The following is a 17,140-nucleotide window of genomic DNA, read 5'->3' as shown; positions in this document are numbered from 1 at the left end:
GCGGTCGTATTCCGACTCGCCCGTCAGCTCGCGCAGGTACCAGCGCACCGCCCTCGCCCAGCGCGCGGCTCGCCTCATCCGCGGGCCTCCTCCAGGATGCGGGACTCGACGTACGGGGCCTCGGTGGTGGGCAGGGGGCCCGGGGAGCGGACGGCGCGGGCGCAGACCACTGCCGCGTTGACCAGGACCACCGCGACCAGGAGCAGGAACAGGGCGATCAGGACGCCGTCGACGGTGGAGTTGGTGACGACGGTGTGCATGTCGTCGAGGGACTTGGCGGGCAGGAGGACCTGGCCCGCGTCGATCGCGTCGGCGTACTTCGCTCGCTGGGCGAAGAAGCCGATCTTGGGGTCGTCGGAGAAGATCTTCTGCCAGCCGGCACTGGCCACGCTGATCGGGCTGTGGGTGCTGAACGAGGCGCCGTCCGATCCGGGGGTGATCTTCTCCGGCCTCCCGAGCGCTCAGGTCGACACGCGGTAGGTCACATGGGTCACCCGGCTCGCCGCCCGTGCCGTCAGCTGCTCCAGTGCCGGCGGCGGGACGCCCTCGAACAACCGCGTGCCGGCGCCGAGGGTGAGCGGCGCGATGTGCAGCCGAAGTTCATGGACCAGGCCGGCGGCGAGGTACTGGTTGATGGTGGTCGCGCCGCCGAGGACGGTGACGTCGCCGCCGCCGGCGGCCGTGCGCGCCCGGTCCAGGGCGGACGCGATGCCGTCGGTGACGAAGTGGTACGTCGTACCGCCGTCCATCGGCTGCGGCTCGCGCGCGTGGTGGGTGAGCACGAACACGGGGGCATGGAACGGCGGATCGTCGCCCCACCAGCCGTTCCACCGGCGGTCCCATGCGCCCCGTACCGGGCCGAACATGTTGCGCCCCATGATGAACGCCCCGGCCGTGTTCAGCCGGTCGATCTCGGCCCGGTTCTCGTCGGGTGTGTCGAACATCCAGGCGTGCAGCCCGGCGCCCGAGCCGTCACCGCCGTCGTCTCCGAACGGCCGCTCCTCGGTCTGGTCGAGCCCGGCCGCATACCCGTCGACCGAGATCGTGATGTCGCAGATCACCCTGCCCGTCGGCGTGGTCATGGCCTTCTCCTCCGCGTGGCGTGCGGTATCGGAAACCACGGCGTCAGGTCTCGGAACCTACGCGCACGGACCCCCGCCTTCCACCGGTGTGCCGACGCCACGCGGATGCGACAGTGTGATCGCCCGTACGACTCGTGGGAAGGGACCCTTCGGCATGGCCGTCATCCACCGCACCACCCTGAAGCCGACCAAGCTGGAACTGCTCACGTCCTGGCTGCCGTCCCGTCCGTGGTACCGGGGTGACGCCGGCGAACCGATGCTGGCGAAGGCGGGCGGCTTCCGGCTCGACGATCCGCAGGGCGAGGTGGGGATCGAGTTCATGGTGGTCACCGACGCCTCCGGCCCCCAGCCGGTGGCCTACCTGGTGCCTCTCACCTATCGCGGCGCGCCGCTGGAAGGTGCGGAGCACGCTCTCGTCGGCACGATGGAGCATGGTGTGCTGGGGCAGCGCTGGGCCTACGACGGGTGCCATGACCCCGTGCTGGCCGACCGGTTGGCGGCGCTGGTCGAGGGGCGGGCACAGGCCCAGGACCAGAACGTCACCGACACCCCCGCGCGCGAGGTCGTCGCCTCCTGCACCGGTGAAGGGCTCCTCCCCAGGGACTTCACCGCGACGGACGACACAGAAGGCACCGCGCTGGTCTCGCCGCAGGGCTCGACCCTCCGTCTGCACCGTGCCCTGCAGCCGGCTCCGGACGGCCGGGTCCTCCCGCCGCGGGGAGCCGTCGGCCACCTCAGCGGCACCTGGGAGACGGCGGAGGGCACCCGCGCCGCGGGGGTGTTCGCCGTTCTGTACGGCGCAGGTCGGGCGTAGCTCCTGCGGAGTCAGCGAGTCCGTGAGCGGAACGTCCTGCGGTAGGCGTCCGGGGGCACGCCGACCGTGCGGTTGAAGTGGCGGCGCAGCGTCGTGGCGGTCCCCATGCCGGTGGCCGTCGCGATGGTGTCGACGCCGTCGTCGGTCTTCTCCAGCAGTTCCTGGGCGTACCGGATCCGCTGGGTCAGCAGCCACTGAAGGGGGGTCGTGCCGGTCACCGCCCTGAAGTGGCGGCCCAGGTGACGGGAGCTCATCCCCGCCCGGCGGGCCAGGTCCTCCACGGTCAGCGGCTGGTCGAGCCGTTCGATGATCCAGGGGAACAGGGCAGCGAGCGGGTGGTCGTCCTGCTCGGGCACCGGGGCGGTGACGAACTGGGCCTGGCCGCCCGCCCGGTGCGGTGGCACGACCAGGCGGCGGGCGACGGCGTTGGCGACCGACGAGCCGAGGTCGAGACGGACGAGGTGCAGGCACAGGTCCAGGGCGGCGGCCTTGCCGGCGGAGGTGAGCACGCTGCCGTTGTCCACGTAGAGCACGTCCGGGTCGACCTCGACCCGCGGGTGGCGGGCGGCCAGGACCTCGGTGTGCGCCCAGTGCGTGGTGGCGCGCCGCCCGTCGAGAATCCCTGCCGCGGCGAGTACGAACGCACCCGTGCACAGGGAGGCCACGCGTGCGCCCGCCTCATGGGCTTCGCGCACCGCGTCGACGAGCTGCGCGGGCGGTTCCTCGTCGAGGTCCGCCCAGCCGGGGACGATCACGGTGTCGGCCTGCCGGAGCCGGTCAAGCCCTGCGTCGGGCTCCAGCCTGAACCGGCCGACCTGTACGGCGGCGGGGCCGCAGACGGTGAGGTCGTACCAGGGGCCCGTCACGCCGGCCGGGGCGGCGGCGAACACCTCGTGTGCCAGGGAGAGTTCGAAGTGCAGCATCCCGTCGGTGGCGGCGAGCGCGACAGTGGTCATGTCCGTAATTGTATGGGGCCTGTCGTTCCGGACACTCACGATCGGGTGCTCAGCGCCGCCAGGATGGCCGCAGTTGATCGTTCGAGCACAGGGGAGAGCTCATGGGAGCGGGTCGGGCAGTGACGGTGTTCGGTGCGTACGGGCACACGGGGCGGTTCGTGGTGGCGGAGCTGCGGAGGCGGGGGTTCGTCCCGGTCCTCTCCGGTCGCGACGAGGTCAAGCTGAAGGCGCTGGCGGCGTCACACCCCGGACTGGAGGTGCGGCCTGCGTCGGTCGACGATCCGGAATCGCTCGACCGTGCGCTGGCCGGCGCCGAGGCGGTGGTCAACTCCGCCGGGCCGTTCGCCACGACCGCGGCCCCCGTGATCGAGGCGGCCCTGCGCGCCGGCGTCCCGTACGTCGACGTGGCGGCCGAGATCGAGGCGAACGCGGACACGTTCGCGCACTTCGGGGATCGCGCCCGCGCCACGGGAGCGGTGGTCGTCCCGGCGATGGCGTTCTTCGGCGCCCTCGGCGACCTGCTCGCCACAGCGGCGATGGGCGACTGGACCGCGGCCGACGAGGCACACGTCGCCTACGCGCTGAGCGACTGGCAGCCCACGGACGGGACGCGGGCCGCGGGCGCTGTCTCCCGGCAGCGGCGGGGTGGTGCGCGGGTCGTGTACCGGAACGGGCGGCTGGACTACCGCCACGACGAGACGACGATCCTGCAGTGGCCCTTCCCCGAACCGCTCGGATCCCGGGCGGTCATCGGGGAGTTCACCATGGCCGACGTCGTCACCATCCCCAGCCATCTGTCCATCCCCGACGTGCGCACCCACATGACGGCCGAGGCCGCCCGGGGCGTGACGGCCCCGGACACACCGACTCCGGCCGCCGTCGACGAGCACGGCCGGTCCGCCCAGACCTTCCTCGTCGACGTCGTCGTGCGCTCCGGCGGCTCGGAGCGGCGTGCGGTGGCGAGGGGGCAGGACATCTACGCCGTCACGGCGCCGCTCGCCGTGGAGGCGGTCCACCGCATCCTCACCGGGCAGACCAGGATGGTCGGCGTCGCCTCAGCCGGCGAGATCTTCGACGCGGCCGACTTCCTCGGCGCGCTGTCCTCGCACCTTTCCGTGGAGCTGGTCCGGTAGGGCCGGTGGCGAGCAGTCCGCTCGCAGCCCGGAGTTGGTGTCGTCGGCCACGAGCGGCCGGTGCTCCGCCGGCCGGCCCCTCACGGTGTGCGGAATCCGCGGAACGTCACGTGCTTGCGGGTCTCGAAGCCGAGCCGTTCGTACAGTGCGAGCGCACCCGCGTTCGCTTCGGCGACATGCAGGAAGGGGCGCTCGCCGCGGGCGACGACGCGTGCGATGAGCGCGCGCAGCAGGCGGATCGCATGGCCCTGTCCACGTGCCTCGGGCGCGGTGCAGACGGCGCTGATCTCGGTCCACCCGGGAGGCCTCAGCCGCTCCCCCACCATCGCCACCAGTGCACCGCCGTCACGGATGCCGAGGTAGGTGCCGAGCTCATGCGTCCGGGGCCAGAAGGGTCCCGGGCGGGTCCGCTCGACGAGGTCGAGCATCTCGGGGACGCTCTCCGCCCCGAGTTCGACCACGCCGGCGTCGGAGGCGGTACGGGACAGGTCCGGGCCGTCGTCACCGGCCCAGATCAGCTGGCGGCCCTCCAGCACGAAGACCGGCTCCCAGTCGGACGGCGGCGTCGCCGGGCAGCTGAACATGTCGGCGAACTCGCCCGGTCCCAGCAGCTTGGCCAGCTCGGCCCATGCTTCCGCGTCCGGTTCGGCCGGTACAGCGCAGAAGGTCGCCACTCCTGGCACGTAGGTGAGAGCGCCGCCGAGCCGCCGGGCGAGATGTGCGTGGTGCCCGCGGAGCGACTCGCCCACCGGGTCGTCGAGTGCGACGGCGTCGCTGAGCCCCGTCATCGTGCTGCGCCCTTCCTGCCAACTGCCGCTGCCGACCGGCCAGGAAACCGGCACGGCGTCTTCGGATGCCGACGCCATGCTAGTCAGCCCCTCCCGACGGCATGCGCGCTGGGAGCGCGCACAACGTGTGGAGGGGATGGGAGACCGCTCCGCCGCCGTGAGGGGTGCCAAACGTCACCCCTCGGCGCCATCGACGTCGGCGGAGTCGCTGTCGCCGGAGCCCAGCCGGACGCGCGCACCCGCCACCCGCTCGCATGGCAGGGGAAGGGTGAGCGAGCCCTCCGGGGGTCTCCTGCGGTTGCCGCACCCTACGCGCCGGGTTACCACGTGATTACCGCGTGTCAGGCGGGACCGCGGCGAACCCAGGGAGAAATCACATGGCAGTGGAGATCAAGCCTCTGGTGAAACCTTCGAGGCTCAGACGGCGCGCAGGTCTGGCGGGCGAGTGCCTGGCGGAGTTCCTCGGGACGTTCGTGCTCATCGCCTTCGGATGCGGTGTCGTGGCGATGACGGTGGCGGCGCTGCCCGGTTCGGGCCGCACCGAGGGCCCCCTCGTCTTCTTCCTCAGCGCCGGGGACTGGCTCCTGATCACCTGGGGCTGGTGCATGGCCGTGATCCTCGGCATCTACGTGGCCGGTGGCGTCAGCGGAGCGCACATCAACCCGGCGGTCACCCTGGCCTTCGCCGTCCGGCGCAAGTTCCCCTGGGTCAAGGTCCTGCCCTACTGGGCCTCCCAGGTGCTCGGCGCCCTGGCCGGGGCCGCCCTGGTCTACGCCGTCTACCACGACGCCATCAACGCCTTCGACGACGCCTTCAGGGGGCCGAAGACCAACGGGAAGACCCTCGCCACGTTCTCGATCTTCGCGACGTTCCCGGCGCCGTACTTCGGCGGTGGCGTCTGGGGGCCGCTGCTCGACCAGATCGTCGGCACCGCCTTCCTGGTCATGCTGGTGGTGGCGATCATCGACCTGCGCAACACGGCCGTGAAGGCGAACCTCGGCCCGTTGGTGATCGGCTTCGTCGTGGCGGCCATCGGCATGTCCTACGGCGCGAACGCCGGATACGCCATCAACCCGGCCCGCGACTTCGGCCCGCGCCTGTTCACCTGGATGGCGGGATGGGACGGACTGGCCTTTCCCGGCAGCCTGGCCGGGGCGTTCAGCGACTACTGGTGGATCCCGATCGTCGGGCCTCTCGTCGGCGGTGTGATCGGCGTGCTGATCTACGACCTGTTCATCGGCGACGTGCTGCACGCCCGCGCGCAGCAGGGCGAGCAGCCGGAGCCCGGCCGGACGCGTCCCACCACGTCCGACGAGGAGTGAGCGGTAGCGGCCACGGGCGGGACGAGGGCCGGTGCTAGATTCCTCTGGGCGTCCGGCCGTGGGCGGTGCGGATCGCCTGCCGGACAGGTGAACCGGCCCAGGACAGGCCTGTATCGGATGGTGGCGCGATCCATGACTGACCCGGAGGAGATCCCCGGCGCGGCCGACGCTCCCCTTCCACGGATCCTGGGCAACACCGGCTCGCTCGTCGCGGCCGGCGCGGAATCGACCGGCGCCCTGTGGCGACTGGCCGAGCCCGGCCGGCAACTGGACGCCAACCTCGTCCGCGTCCCGGCCCGGGGGTCCATCGACGCCCACGCCGAGCCCGACCTCGACGTCCTGCTGCTCGTCGTGGACGGCGACGGCGTGCTCGGCTCGGCCGCCGGGCCCTGCCCGGTGGAGTCCGGCAGCCTCGTCTGGCTGCCGCACGGCAGCGTCCGCAGCGTGCGGGCGGGCGAGAACGGCCTGTCGTACGTGACGGTCCACCGCCGCCGCCCCGGCATGCGAATCCAGAGCCGGCCCGGCGCGTGACAGCCGTACCGGGCCGGAGGCGCACAGTCGGGTGAACAGCGTGTCGTCCTCATCTCAGCGGCGACACGGGGCAAGGCGGGTCGGGGCGTGTCAGCCGGGGGGCGGCGACTCGCCGGGCCGGGCCCGCCACGCCGACTACGCCCTGCGCGTCGACCCGGTCTCCACGACGACCGAGCGGCAGGACGCGACCTTCCGCGTCGGCTACTGAGCCCGGCCCGGGCAGAACACCGGGACGCGCTGGACGAGGTTGCTGGCGAACCCACCCCGGTTCCAGGGCTGTTCGGTGGGCTGGGTGCGTCCCGAACCGTCGTGGGCGCGCACGCTCAGCACATGGTCGCCGGGTGCGGCGGTCCATACGGAGGACCACCGGCGCCAGGCCCATCGGTGGCCGTGGTCCGGTTCGAGATCGGCCGGACGCCACGTCGCGCCGCCGTCCGTGCTCACCTCCACCGCCGTCACCGGGGCGTGTCCCGACCAGGCCCGTCCTTCCAGCGTGACCGTGCCAGGCGCCACCACCCGGGTCCGGGACATGAAGTCCGGGAAGCCCGGTGGGATCAGGAGCGCACGGGGAGCGATGAGGGTGACCGGGTCGCCCTCCTCCCCGGGCTCCCGCCTGATCCGGTAGGCGACGGACTGCTGGAAGCCGGTGAAGGGGAGGGCGAGGACCGTAATGTCGCGCAGCCACTTGACCTGGGCCATCCCGTACCACCCGGGCACCACGAGACGGAGCGGACTGCCGTGCTGGGGCGGCAGGGGTGCGCCGTTCATCGCGTAGGCGACCAGGGCCTCGGGGTCGTCGCCGGTCGCGACTCCGAGGGGCAGGCTGCGCTGGTAGTCCTGCTCGACACCGCGCTCCACTCCGTGGTCCGCCCCGGTGAAGACGACGTCGACCGCGTCCGACTCCACCCCGGCCTCCCGGAGGAGGAGCCGCAGGGGCACCCCCGTCCATTCCGCCGTGCCGACGGCCTCGACCAGCCACGGCTGGCTGACCGGCCTCGGTGACAGCAGAGCCCTGCCGTTGCCCGCGCACTCCAGGGTGACGCGTGTGGTGACCGCCGGGTAGGCACGCAGCCGCGCCGGCGACAGGCTCAGAGGGTGCCGTACACGGCCGCCGACCGTCAGACGCCATGCGGTCGCGTCCGGGACGTAGGGGATGTCGTAGTGCGTCAGGACGTAGTGCAGGCCCGGCGGGGTGACGTCGTGGCGCAGGGCCTCCAGCGGCAGGCCGTGGTTGCGGGCGGCCAGGGCCAGCTCGTCCTGTCCCAGGCCCTCGCCGGGGGCGGCCAGTCGGGCGGGCGTGCTCACGTCGGCGATGCGACGTCCCATGCCCCCATTGTCGTCCGTCCCCGCCGGACCCGCCCGGACGGCCCCTCGGCCCAGCATGACGCCTCTTTCGCGGCTGGGGTCCTGACAGATGTCAGGCACCGCTCCGCCCCGGGCCTGCCTAGGGTGCGGGGCGGTGAGACGGCCACCGTCCCGTGCGCCGACGCCACGGCACCGAAAGGAAACGTCATGCGCAAGACGACCGCGGCACTCGCCGTCGCCGGAGCACTCGCCCTCGTGGTCACCGCCTCCCAGAGCGCCGCGGCCGACGGACACGGCAGGGGCTGGTACGGCGTGTGGGCTAACGGCGTCAACGTCCGCGACATCAACGAGGGCAACTGCATCCACGCACCGAGCACCGCCAACTGCCCCACGGTGCTCGGACAGATCAACTCCTGGGACGAGGTGCTGGTGTACTGCCAGATCCCGGGCCAGTCGGTCGGCGGCAATCCCTACTGGCTGATGGTCCAGCCCCGGGGCTGGACCAAGTACGGGATCATTTCCAGCTACTACGTCGAGAACAACACCAACTGGATCGACGGGGTACCCGGACCGAACGGCTGTGTGATCTAGGGCGTGTCCCGCCGCGGGACGCGCATCCTGGGGAAGGAGGCAGGTCCATGGGAGGTGCGGTGAGCCGGATCCTGGTGACCGGGTCCGCCGAGGGGCTCGGGCGGGCCGCTGCGGAGACGCTGCTGGCAGCGGGGCACGACGTGGTGGTGCACGCCCGGAACCAGGAGCGGGCGGCGGTGCTCGGCGAGCTGACCGACCGTGGGGCTCACCTCGTGGTGGGCGACTTCGCCGAGCGTGACGCCGTGCGGCGGGTCGCCGACGAGCTGAACGCGTCACGGCCGCTCGACGCCGTCATCCACAATGCCGGGGTGTGGAGCGGGCCCTCGGTCATGCCGGTCAACATCGTCGCGCCCTACCTGCTGACCGCGCTGCTGCGCGGGCCTCGCCGGCTGGTGTACCTGAGCAGCAACTCCCACGTCGGCGGGCGGCCGTCGTCACTGGACGGGGTGGACTGGCAGGGCCGGAGCGCGGGGTCGTACGCCGACAGCAAGCTCTTCGTGACGACGCTGGCGGCCGCGGTGGCCCGGCTGCGCCCGGGGGTGCTCAGCAACGCCGTGGATCCGGGCTGGGTGCCGACGCGGATGGGCGGGCCGAACGCGCCGGACGACCTGGAGCTCGGCCACCAGACGCAGGAGTGGCTGGCGGTGAGCGACGACCCGGAGGCCCTGACCGCGGGCGGGTACTGGTACCACGGCCGGAGGTTGCAGCCGCATCGCGCCGTCCACGACGAGGCGTTCCAGGACCGTCTGGTGCGGGCCCTGGCCGAGGAGACGGGCACCGCCCTCTGAGCTGCCGGCCGGGGCGTCCGTGCCGGTCGGAGCGCTCGCATCTCACATGGGTGGGTCCCGGCGGGGCACCCGTGTCTCCGTTCACCGGGTGAGGAACGGGGAGTCGAGTGATGAGCGCCGAAGACGCGGACAAGCTGCTGGACGGGCTGACCGTGGACACCAGCCGACGGGAGCAGCCGATCGTGCTGGACGGGGACGGGCGCCCCATCCGGACGTGGCGGGAGAACCATCCCTACGACCGCAAGGTGGGCCGCAAGGAGTACGAGCGGTCCAAGCGCATCCTGCAGATAGAGCTGCTCAAGCTCCAGCGGTGGGTCAAGGACACCGGCGCACGCCTGGTCGTCGTGTGCGAGGGGCGTGACGCGGCGGGCAAGGGCGGCACGATCCAGCGGCTGACCGAGCGGCTCAACCCGCGTGGCGCACGCGTGGTCGCCCTGGACAAGCCCACCGAGCGCGAGGCGGGCCAGTGGTACTTCCAGCGGTACATCGCGCACCTGCCGACGGCCGGGGAGATCGTCTTCTTCGACCGCTCCTGGTACAACCGGGCCGGCGTGGAACGTGTGATGGGCTACTGCTCCAAGGACGAGTACGAGCTGTTCCTCGACCAGTGCCCGGCCTTCGAGCGGATGCTGGTGGACGACGGGATCCTGCTGGTGAAGTTCTGGTTCTCCGTGTCGCGCTCCGAGCAGCGCACCCGCTTCGCGATCCGGCAGGTCGACCCGGTGCGCCAGTGGAAGCTGTCCCCCACCGACCTGGCCTCGCTGGACCTCTGGGACGACTACACCGAGGCGAAGGTGGACATGTTCCGCGCCACCGACGCCGCCCACGCCCCCTGGACGGTCGTCAAGAGCAACGACAAGCGGCGCGCCCGACTGGAGACCATGCGCAGTCTGCTGTCGCGTATCGACTATGCCAGCAAGGACCGGGAGGCGGTCGGCACACCCGATCCCCTCATCGTGGGGGCCGCCGACACCCTCCTGGAGCCGGGTGAGGAGGACACCATGCTGTCCCCCACTCCGTTGTCCCCCGGAGCCGGCGGGCCCGGCAAGCATCCCGAGGGCCGCTGACGCCGGCCCCGGGGCCCCTGCCGCCCGGGCGGCAGGGGCCCCGCGGTCCGCGTCGTCACCGGGTCGAAGCGCGTGTCTCCGTGCGGTGGTCGTAGTACGCCCAGACGGCCACGGCCACCACGGCGGTGAGCCCGACCGTCAGGAACCGCACGGCGCCGCTGGTCAGGTAGGCGACCAGACCGGTGAGCCCGGCTCCGCACAGCATGATCAGACGGCTGACGAAGCGGTTCTCGGGCGGCTGGGGGTCCTCCCGGTCCTTGAGGTCGTGCAGGGCGTCATGAGCCGGGTGCGCGGAACCGCGACGGGCGCGGGCGCGGTACTGCAGTCCGTAGCTGATCAATGCGTACAGGGCGAGGGCGCCCAGGACCCAGAGCCAGACGTAGGGGTCGTCGTCACTCGATCCTCTTGCCAGGTACACGACATTTCTCCTTCGGGGAGCGGGCCTCGACGGTGAGCGGGACTCAACTGCTGCTGCCGCCCCGGCGGCCCGTGTCCGCCTCGGCATCAGCCGCGGGGTCGGCGGGACGGAAGCATGCCGTCACCGTCTTGCCGTGCCGCTGGCACCTCATCTCCCACTCGTCGGCGAGCCTGCTCACGATCGCCACTCCGCGCCCGGAGACCTCACCCGGCTCCGGATCACGCCGGCGCGGCAGCGTCGGGTCCTCGTCGTGGACGCTGACATGAAGGCAGTCGCCGTCCCAGGTGAGGACCAGGTGCGCGTCACTGTGCGCATGGATGTGCGCGTTGGTGATCAGCTCGGACACTGCCAGCACGACGGCGTCCACCGTGTCCGGCTCGGCAGCCGCCCAGGGCAGGGTCTGGAGACGGCTGCGCGTCCACTCCCGCCCTGCGCGCACCCCTTCGGACATACGAAAAGAGTGCGCCCACCCCATCGCCTTCACCGCCACTGCCCCCGGTCCCCTCTACTCCGTCCCAGACGAACTCGTGCTCAGCCGGGTACCCCGCCGCGGCCTCGACAGGCATGGGCCGCACGTCGCCGCCGTCGCCGCCGGGCACGGACCGCCTCGCGCCGATCGTCAGGGGCCTGGAGAACCGGCCGGGCCCGGAAGGCGGGGAACCGTCTGCGCGGACGCCGTTCGTGACGCGCATGAACTCCAGCTTCTGGTGGGTGACCTTCCGGGTGATCGACGAGGGCAGCTGGGGCTCGCGCGGCACCGTCCTGTCGGTGCTCTCCCTTCTCGACACCGGGGTGTTCACCGAGGAGAAGGCCGACGCGGTGCGGACCGCGCTCGGCGCATGAGAAGGGTGTGGGCGGCCTCGCCGCACACGCGGAGCGAGCAGGACCCGCCCCGATGCGGATGGTGGGCGGGCCCTGCTCGTGCGCACCATTGTCGGGACCGGGTTGCGGGCGGACCACGCGTGAGATCCGCGGATGTGCGCGCGGCGCGCACACCCCGCGTGCGTGGCGCACATCCCGCACGTCACACCCGCCGGCGCACCGGGGCACTGCCGACTGCCGCGTCGCGCCGCTGCGTCGTCGCACATCACCCCCCTGGCGCCACATGACGCAGCCCGGCACGGGTAGGCGGTGCGCATGAGCGACGGCGGGACGGAAGACGAAACGGGCGTGCGCGCCACAAGGAGCGACGGCCGGGGCGGTGAAGGGTGGTAGACACCTACGTCACCGGCGCCCGCAGCCGGGTGCGACCCCGGGTAGCACCCGTCGGCCTGCGGCGACGATACTGGCAGGCGCACGTACCCCCGCTTACAGATGGACCCATGCAGACCTCCCTCACCGTTCGCCCCATGACTCCCGACACGGTGTGGCCGGCGCGCGGCCGCCACGCCCCGGGATCCGCGGAAGACGTTCTCCGGCGCGCCCTGCAGCAGCGCAAGGACAGCCGGGCCATCGACGACTTCCTGGAGCTGCCCGAAGACGAAACCGCCCCGGGGGAAAGGGTCTTCGAGGCCCGCTGGCGGGTCGGTGACGACGTGACCGTACGCGCCCGGCTGAGCCTGAAGCCCGGCCCGGGCGAGGGGGACGGGCAGGAGTGGCTGCTGGTCGCGGAGGCCGAGCAGCCGTGGGACCACGCATGGCCCTCCCCCGTCGGCCTGTTCTGGCCGGAGGACCCCGACATCGCCTGGGACCAGGACGCCGCCACGCGTCTGGCCCTGGGGAAGATCAACCCCCTGCCCCAGGACGACAGGGAGATCCGCCGCCTGCTCAGAAGCGCCGTGCGCGGAGGGTGGCACATCCACGTGGTCGTCCACGAGGCGATGACCACCGACGACCGGGGGCGTACGCCGGTGGCGCGGTGGCTCCCGCCGGGCCTGCGCCACCGTGTCGTGGAGCATCACGCGGCCCCGCAGCAGCTGCGCGGCCTGAACTGGGCCCTGCGGGACAGCGGCGTCGAGGTGCCGCGCGGTGGCGCGGTGGTCCTGCCGGGCGTTCCGGCGCCGGAGGGCTACGACGCCCGGGACTTCTCGGTCCGTGCCGTCTTCCTCGACGGCTCCGAGCCGGCCGATCTCGTCGACGCGGTGACGCGGTTCGCCGCACTCCCTCGGCCCCTGCCCGACGGCGCCAAGGACGCCCTCACCGCGCTGCGGGAGGACTGGCACCTGCTGACGCTCCAGGAGGAGCTGGACCGCCAGCGCGGTCTGGTGGCGATGTACGCCGAGGCGCTGGAGGCCATGACGAAATCCCGTGACCTGTACCGGGAGGCGGCCGAGAGTGCCCACGAGGCCTTGGCCGTCTACCAGGAGTCCGCCCGGGCCGCTCCCGCCGGAAGCCAGCCCTCGGGTCCGGCCGCCGTGTCCCCGCTCCAGCAGCTCACACGGACGTTCGAACGCTTCAAGGTCAAGCGTCCCGCGGCTCCGGCCGGTGACCAGAAGAAGAACGACGAAAAGGGCGAGGCGACGAGCGAGGGACGGAGCACCGACGACCAGCGCGTGACCTCGGAGCAGTAGCTCCCTCCTCGTGGGGCGCACGTGTCAGTCGTGCCGTCCTGGATACGCGGTCCGTACGGCATCACGGCCCGCCCGGGAAGGTCGACCACGACATGGGCAATCATCGGCACCACTCGCGGACCACGCTCCGCGTCAACGGCAAACCCCACACGCTCACCGTCGACCACCGGCGGGTCCTGCTGGACCTCCTGCGGGAGGAACTCGAGCTCACGGGCGCCAAGAAGGGCTGCGACCACGGCCAGTGCGGCGCCTGCACGGTCCTGCTGGACGGGCGGCGCGTCAACAGCTGCCTGCTGTTCGCGGTCGCCCTCGACGGCTGTGAGGTGACCACCATCGAGGGCCTGTCCGGCGACGGCGAGGAGCCGCATCCGCTGCAGCGGGCCTTCCTGGAGCGCGACGCGTTCCAGTGCGGCTACTGCACCCCGGGCCAGATCTGCTCCGCGGCCGGCGCCCTCGCCGAGGCCGCGGCCGGTCACCCCTCGCACGTCACCGATCCGGCGGCGCCCTCGGGCGAGCCGGTTCACCTGAACCGGGAGGAGATCCGGGAGCGGCTGAGCGGCAACCTGTGCCGGTGCGGTGCGTATCCGCGGATCGCCGAGGCCGTGGAGGACGTGATCCCGTGAAGGAGTTCGCCTACGTCCGCGCCGGCAGCGTCGAGGAGGCGACCTCCGCGTACGCCTCCCACGCCGGCGCCCGCTACCTCGGGGGCGGCACCAACCTCGTCGACCTGATGAAGCTCGGCGTCGAGGCGCCCACCGCCCTCATCGACGTCACCCGGCTGCCCCTGGACGCGGTCGAGGAACTGCCCGACGGCGCGCTGCGCGTCGGGGCGATGGTCCACAACAGCGACCTCGCCGCCCACCCTCTCGTCCGCGACCGGTACCCGGCGCTGTCGCAGGCGGTGCTCGCGGGTGCCTCCGGGCAGTTGCGCAACGTGGCGACGACCGGCGGGAACCTGCTCCAGCGCACGCGGTGCCCGTACTTCCAGGACCTGTCGAAGCCGTGCAACAAGCGCGAGCCGGGCAGCGGCTGCGGTGCGCGGGACGGTGTCCACCGTGATCACGCGGTGCTCGGGCACTCCGCACAGTGCATCGCCACCCATCCGTCGGACATGGCGGTGGCGCTTGCCGCCCTCGACGGGCGTGTCGAGCTGGACGGGCCCGAGGGTGCCCGGAGTGTCGCGGCGACGGACTTCCACCGGCTGCCCGGGGACCGGCCCGAGCAGGACACCGAGATCCGTCCCGGCGAGCTGATCACCGGTGTGGTGCTGCCCGCTGCCACGGCCGGGCTGCCGTCGGCGTACCGCAAGGCCCGCGACCGGGCCTCGTACGCCTTCGCGCTCGCGTCCGTCGCGGTCGTGCTGCGCCTGGAGGACGGGGTCGTCGGCCATGCGGGGCTCGCCTTCGGGGCGCTGGCGCACCGGCCGTGGCGGGCACGGCGAGCGGAGGAGGCGCTGCTGGGCGCGGCCCCGACCCGCGCGGCGTTCGAGCACGCCGCCGAACTCGAACTGTCCGAGGCACAGCCCCTGCGGGACAACGCCTACAAGGTGCCGCTCGCCCGCAATCTCGCCGTGGACGTGCTGTCCCGGCTCACGGACACCTCGCTCACCAGGAGGGCCTCATGACCGGCAGCGTGGGAGCCCCCGTCGAGCGCCGGGAGGGGGGGAGAAAGGTCAGTGGCACCGCCCGCTACGCCGCCGAGTTCCACTCCCCCGACCGGGCTCAGGCGTGGCCGGTGCCGGCGAGTGTGGCCCGGGGCCGGGTGACCGGTGTCGACACAGCGGCCGCCCTGGCCGTGCCCGGTGTCCTCACCGTCCTCACCCACGAGAACACGCCGCGCCTCGCCGGGTCGAACGATCCCACGCTCGACGTGTTGCAGAGTGCTCGGGTTCCGCACCGCGGCTGGTTCGTGGCCCTGGTGGTGGCCGAGACCCTGGAGGCCGCCCGGGCCGGTGCCGGCGCCGTTCGCGTCACCTACGACGCCGAGGCGCACGATGTGGTCCTCACCGCCTCGCACCCGGGCGTGTACGTGCCGGAGGAGGTGAGCGGGGGTCAGCCGGCCGTCCGTGAGCAGGGCGATCCGGACGGTGCGTTCGGATCCTCGGCCGCCCGGGTCGACGTCGCCTACCGGGTGCCCCCTCTGCACAACCACCCCATGGAGCCGCACACCAGCACCGCCCGCTGGGAGGACGGCCGGCTCCTCGTGCACACCTCCAGCCAGGGCACCGGTGCCGTGCGGGTCGCGCTCGCCGGGCTGTTCGACCTGCCCGAGGAGCGGATCGTCGTCACCGCCGAGCACGTGGGCGGCGGTTTTGGATCCAAGGGCACGCCACGGCCCGACGTGGTGCTCGCCGCGATGGCGGCACGGGAGACCGGGCGGCCGGTGACGGTCGCTCTGCCGCGCCGCTACCTGCCGGCCGTCGTGGGGCACCGCGCCCCGACCCTCCACCGGCTGCGACTCGGAGCCGACGAGCACGGCCGTCTCACGGCCCTCGTGCACGAGGTCACCACGCACACCTCCCGCATCAAGGAGTACGTGGAGCACGCGGCGGTGCCCGCGCGGGTGATGTACGCCGCTCCCCACCGTCGTACGGTGCACCGGGTCGCGGCGCTCGACGTGCCGTCGCCGTCGTGGATGCGGGCGCCGGGCCAGGCTCCGGGGATGTACGCGCTGGAGTCCGCCATGGACGAGCTCGCCGGCGAACTCGGCATGGACCCGATCGAGCTCCGCGTCCGCAACGAGCCCGACGTCGAGCCCGACAGCGGCAAGCCGTTCAGCAGCATGCACCTGATCGATTGTCTGCGCGAAGGCTCCCGGCGTTTCGGGTGGGACGGGCGCGATCCCCGCCCGGGCACGCGCCGGGACGGGCCCCTGCTGCTGGGGACCGGCGTGGCGGCGGCGAGCTACCCGGTCATGGTGAGCCCCTCCACTGCGGCGGCCCGCGCGCTGCCCGACGGGACGTTCCTGGTGCGCATCAACGCCACGGACATCGGGACGGGCGCCCGGACCGTGCTCGCGCAGATCGGCGCGGACGCCCTCGGGGTGCCGCTGGAACGGGTACGGATCGAGGTCGGCAGCACGGAACTCCCGCCGGCGCCGCTCGCCGGCGACTCCTCCGGCACCGCCTCCTGGGGCTGGGCGGTGCACGACGCCTGCGCCCGGCTGGCCCGGCGACTGGCCGAGCACGCCGGGCCGCTGCCCGAGCGGGGCATCGACGTCCGTGCCGACACAAAGGGCACCGCGGACGCCGAGAGCGACTTCGCGCGGCACGCCTTCGGGGCGCACTTCGCCGAGGTCGCGGTGGACACGGTCACCGGCGAGGTCCGGGTCCGGCGGCTCCTGGGGGTGTACGCGGCGGGCCGCATCCTCAACGCCCGTACGGCGCGCTCCCAGTTCGTGGGCGGCATGACGATGGGCCTGGGCATGGCGCTGACCGAGGGCAGCACCATGGACGCCGCGTTCGGTGATTTTACCGAGTCGGATCTGGCCTCGTACCACGTGCCCGCGCACGCCGACGTCACCGAGATCGAGGCGCACTGGGTCGACGAGGAGGACTCCCACCTCAACCCCATGGGCAGCAAGGGGATCGGGGAGATCGGCATCGTCGGGTCGGCCGCGGCGATCGGCAACGCCGTGCACCACGCCTCGGGCGTCCGCTTCCGTGAACTCCCGCTCACACCCGACCGGGTGCTGACCGGGCTGATCGATTCCGGGGCACGGTAGGCGACCCGCCTGCTGCGGTCATGAGTGGACCGGGACCGGCCGACGACAGCGGCTCGATCCGGTCCACTCGGAGAGGTTGCTCCGGTCCATCCGGAGGGGTTGCTCCGGTCCA

Annotated in this window: 19 protein-coding genes and 1 pseudogene; 13 read left to right on the top strand and 7 right to left on the bottom strand. The window is 72.6% G+C overall.

The window, feature by feature from the left end; translation table 11 throughout:
- Positions 1-74 precede the first annotated feature (74 nt).
- Together K4G64_RS07570 and K4G64_RS07565 are read right to left on the bottom strand one after the other, a co-directional pair.
- A pseudogene (locus tag K4G64_RS07570) lies at positions 75-383 on the bottom strand (carbon starvation protein A); the annotation flags it as partial.
- A 78-nt stretch (positions 384-461) separates the two neighbouring features.
- Positions 462-1,082 carry a dihydrofolate reductase family protein gene (locus K4G64_RS07565; protein WP_221755250.1) on the bottom strand — a complete coding sequence of 207 codons (621 nt, stop codon included), beginning with the start codon at positions 1,080-1,082 and terminating at the stop codon, positions 462-464.
- Between the two features lie 154 nt (positions 1,083-1,236).
- Between K4G64_RS07565 and K4G64_RS07560 the strand changes: the two genes are divergently transcribed.
- Complete coding sequence (locus K4G64_RS07560; protein WP_221755249.1) at positions 1,237-1,896, top strand: 1,4-alpha-glucan branching protein; 660 nt, start codon at positions 1,237-1,239, stop codon at positions 1,894-1,896.
- A gap of 11 nt (positions 1,897-1,907) precedes the next feature.
- Here the strand turns inward: K4G64_RS07560 and K4G64_RS07555 are convergent, their stop codons facing one another.
- Positions 1,908-2,852: a helix-turn-helix domain-containing protein gene (locus tag K4G64_RS07555; RefSeq protein ID WP_221755248.1), complete on the bottom strand. Its 945-nt coding sequence runs from the start codon at positions 2,850-2,852 to the stop codon at positions 1,908-1,910.
- Positions 2,853-2,953: 101 nt separating this feature from the next.
- On the opposite strand from K4G64_RS07555, the gene K4G64_RS07550 reads away from it, so the two are divergent.
- On the top strand, positions 2,954-3,985 hold the full coding sequence (locus tag K4G64_RS07550; RefSeq protein ID WP_221755247.1) for a trans-acting enoyl reductase family protein: 1,032 nt from the start codon (positions 2,954-2,956) through the stop codon (positions 3,983-3,985).
- Positions 3,986-4,065: 80 nt separating this feature from the next.
- Here K4G64_RS07550 and K4G64_RS07545 read toward each other — a convergent pair whose 3' ends face one another.
- Complete coding sequence (locus K4G64_RS07545; protein ID WP_221755254.1) at positions 4,066-4,773, bottom strand: GNAT family N-acetyltransferase; 708 nt, start codon at positions 4,771-4,773, stop codon at positions 4,066-4,068.
- 377 nt (positions 4,774-5,150) lie between these two features.
- Here K4G64_RS07545 and K4G64_RS07540 point away from each other — a divergent pair, with 377 nt between their 5' ends.
- The 3 genes from K4G64_RS07540 (at position 5,151) to K4G64_RS07530 (ending at position 6,834) form a co-directional block, all read left to right on the top strand.
- Positions 5,151-6,095 carry an MIP/aquaporin family protein gene (locus K4G64_RS07540; protein ID WP_221755246.1) on the top strand — a complete coding sequence of 315 codons (945 nt, stop codon included), beginning with the start codon at positions 5,151-5,153 and terminating at the stop codon, positions 6,093-6,095.
- A 132-nt stretch (positions 6,096-6,227) separates the two neighbouring features.
- Positions 6,228-6,626, top strand: a complete 399-nt coding sequence (locus K4G64_RS07535) for a hypothetical protein (RefSeq protein ID WP_221755245.1) — start codon at positions 6,228-6,230, stop codon at positions 6,624-6,626.
- A 40-nt stretch (positions 6,627-6,666) separates the two neighbouring features.
- Positions 6,667-6,834 carry a hypothetical protein gene (locus K4G64_RS07530; RefSeq protein WP_221755256.1) on the top strand — a complete coding sequence of 56 codons (168 nt, stop codon included), beginning with the start codon at positions 6,667-6,669 and terminating at the stop codon, positions 6,832-6,834.
- Here K4G64_RS07530 and K4G64_RS07525 read toward each other — a convergent pair.
- Positions 6,828-7,952 (bottom strand): sulfite oxidase, encoded by a 1,125-nt coding sequence (locus K4G64_RS07525; protein WP_221755244.1) that lies wholly within the window; start codon positions 7,950-7,952, stop codon positions 6,828-6,830. The two genes, K4G64_RS07530 and K4G64_RS07525, sit on opposite strands and share 7 nt — an antisense overlap.
- 186 nt (positions 7,953-8,138) lie before the next feature.
- On the opposite strand from K4G64_RS07525, the gene K4G64_RS07520 reads away from it, so the two are divergent.
- The 3 genes from K4G64_RS07520 (at position 8,139) to ppk2 (ending at position 10,377) form a co-directional block, all read left to right on the top strand.
- A complete protein-coding gene (locus K4G64_RS07520) occupies positions 8,139-8,522 on the top strand; it encodes a hypothetical protein (RefSeq protein WP_221755243.1) in 384 nt (127 codons plus the stop codon).
- 59 nt (positions 8,523-8,581) lie between these two features.
- Complete coding sequence (locus K4G64_RS07515) at positions 8,582-9,310, top strand: SDR family NAD(P)-dependent oxidoreductase (protein ID WP_221755253.1); 729 nt, start codon at positions 8,582-8,584, stop codon at positions 9,308-9,310.
- Between the two features lie 110 nt (positions 9,311-9,420).
- Complete coding sequence (ppk2, locus tag K4G64_RS07510; protein ID WP_221755242.1) at positions 9,421-10,377, top strand: polyphosphate kinase 2; 957 nt, start codon at positions 9,421-9,423, stop codon at positions 10,375-10,377.
- A 55-nt stretch (positions 10,378-10,432) separates the two neighbouring features.
- Here the strand turns inward: ppk2 and K4G64_RS07505 are convergent, their stop codons facing one another.
- Entirely contained in the window at positions 10,433-10,795 is a 363-nt protein-coding gene (locus K4G64_RS07505; protein WP_221755241.1) for a hypothetical protein, read from the bottom strand.
- Between the two features lie 43 nt (positions 10,796-10,838).
- On the bottom strand, positions 10,839-11,285 hold the full coding sequence (locus K4G64_RS07500) for an ATP-binding protein (protein ID WP_221755240.1): 447 nt from the start codon (positions 11,283-11,285) through the stop codon (positions 10,839-10,841).
- Positions 11,286-11,485: 200 nt separating this feature from the next.
- Between K4G64_RS07500 and K4G64_RS07495 the strand changes: the two genes are divergently transcribed.
- The 5 genes from K4G64_RS07495 to K4G64_RS07475 all read left to right on the top strand — a co-directional run bounded on the left by K4G64_RS07495 (position 11,486) and on the right by K4G64_RS07475 (position 17,028).
- Positions 11,486-11,638, top strand: a complete 153-nt coding sequence (locus K4G64_RS07495) for a hypothetical protein (RefSeq protein WP_260460124.1) — start codon at positions 11,486-11,488, stop codon at positions 11,636-11,638.
- A 479-nt stretch (positions 11,639-12,117) separates the two neighbouring features.
- Positions 12,118-13,305 (top strand): hypothetical protein, encoded by a 1,188-nt coding sequence (locus K4G64_RS07490; RefSeq protein ID WP_221755239.1) that lies wholly within the window; start codon positions 12,118-12,120, stop codon positions 13,303-13,305.
- A gap of 92 nt (positions 13,306-13,397) precedes the next feature.
- Complete coding sequence (locus tag K4G64_RS07485) at positions 13,398-13,928, top strand: (2Fe-2S)-binding protein (protein WP_221755238.1); 531 nt, start codon at positions 13,398-13,400, stop codon at positions 13,926-13,928.
- Positions 13,925-14,929 carry a xanthine dehydrogenase family protein subunit M gene (locus tag K4G64_RS07480; protein ID WP_221755237.1) on the top strand — a complete coding sequence of 335 codons (1,005 nt, stop codon included), beginning with the start codon at positions 13,925-13,927 and terminating at the stop codon, positions 14,927-14,929. Before K4G64_RS07485 ends, K4G64_RS07480 begins: the two co-directional genes overlap by 4 nt.
- Complete coding sequence (locus K4G64_RS07475) at positions 14,926-17,028, top strand: xanthine dehydrogenase family protein molybdopterin-binding subunit (protein WP_221755236.1); 2,103 nt, start codon at positions 14,926-14,928, stop codon at positions 17,026-17,028. Before K4G64_RS07480 ends, K4G64_RS07475 begins: the two co-directional genes overlap by 4 nt.
- Positions 17,029-17,140 lie beyond the last annotated feature (112 nt).

Source organism: Streptomyces sp. WAC04114, assembly GCF_019733245.1.
GTDB lineage: Bacteria > Actinomycetota > Actinomycetes > Streptomycetales > Streptomycetaceae > Streptomyces > Streptomyces massasporeus_A.
Note: the sequence above shows the minus strand (reverse complement) of the source record. Positions and strands in the feature narration are given on the sequence as shown.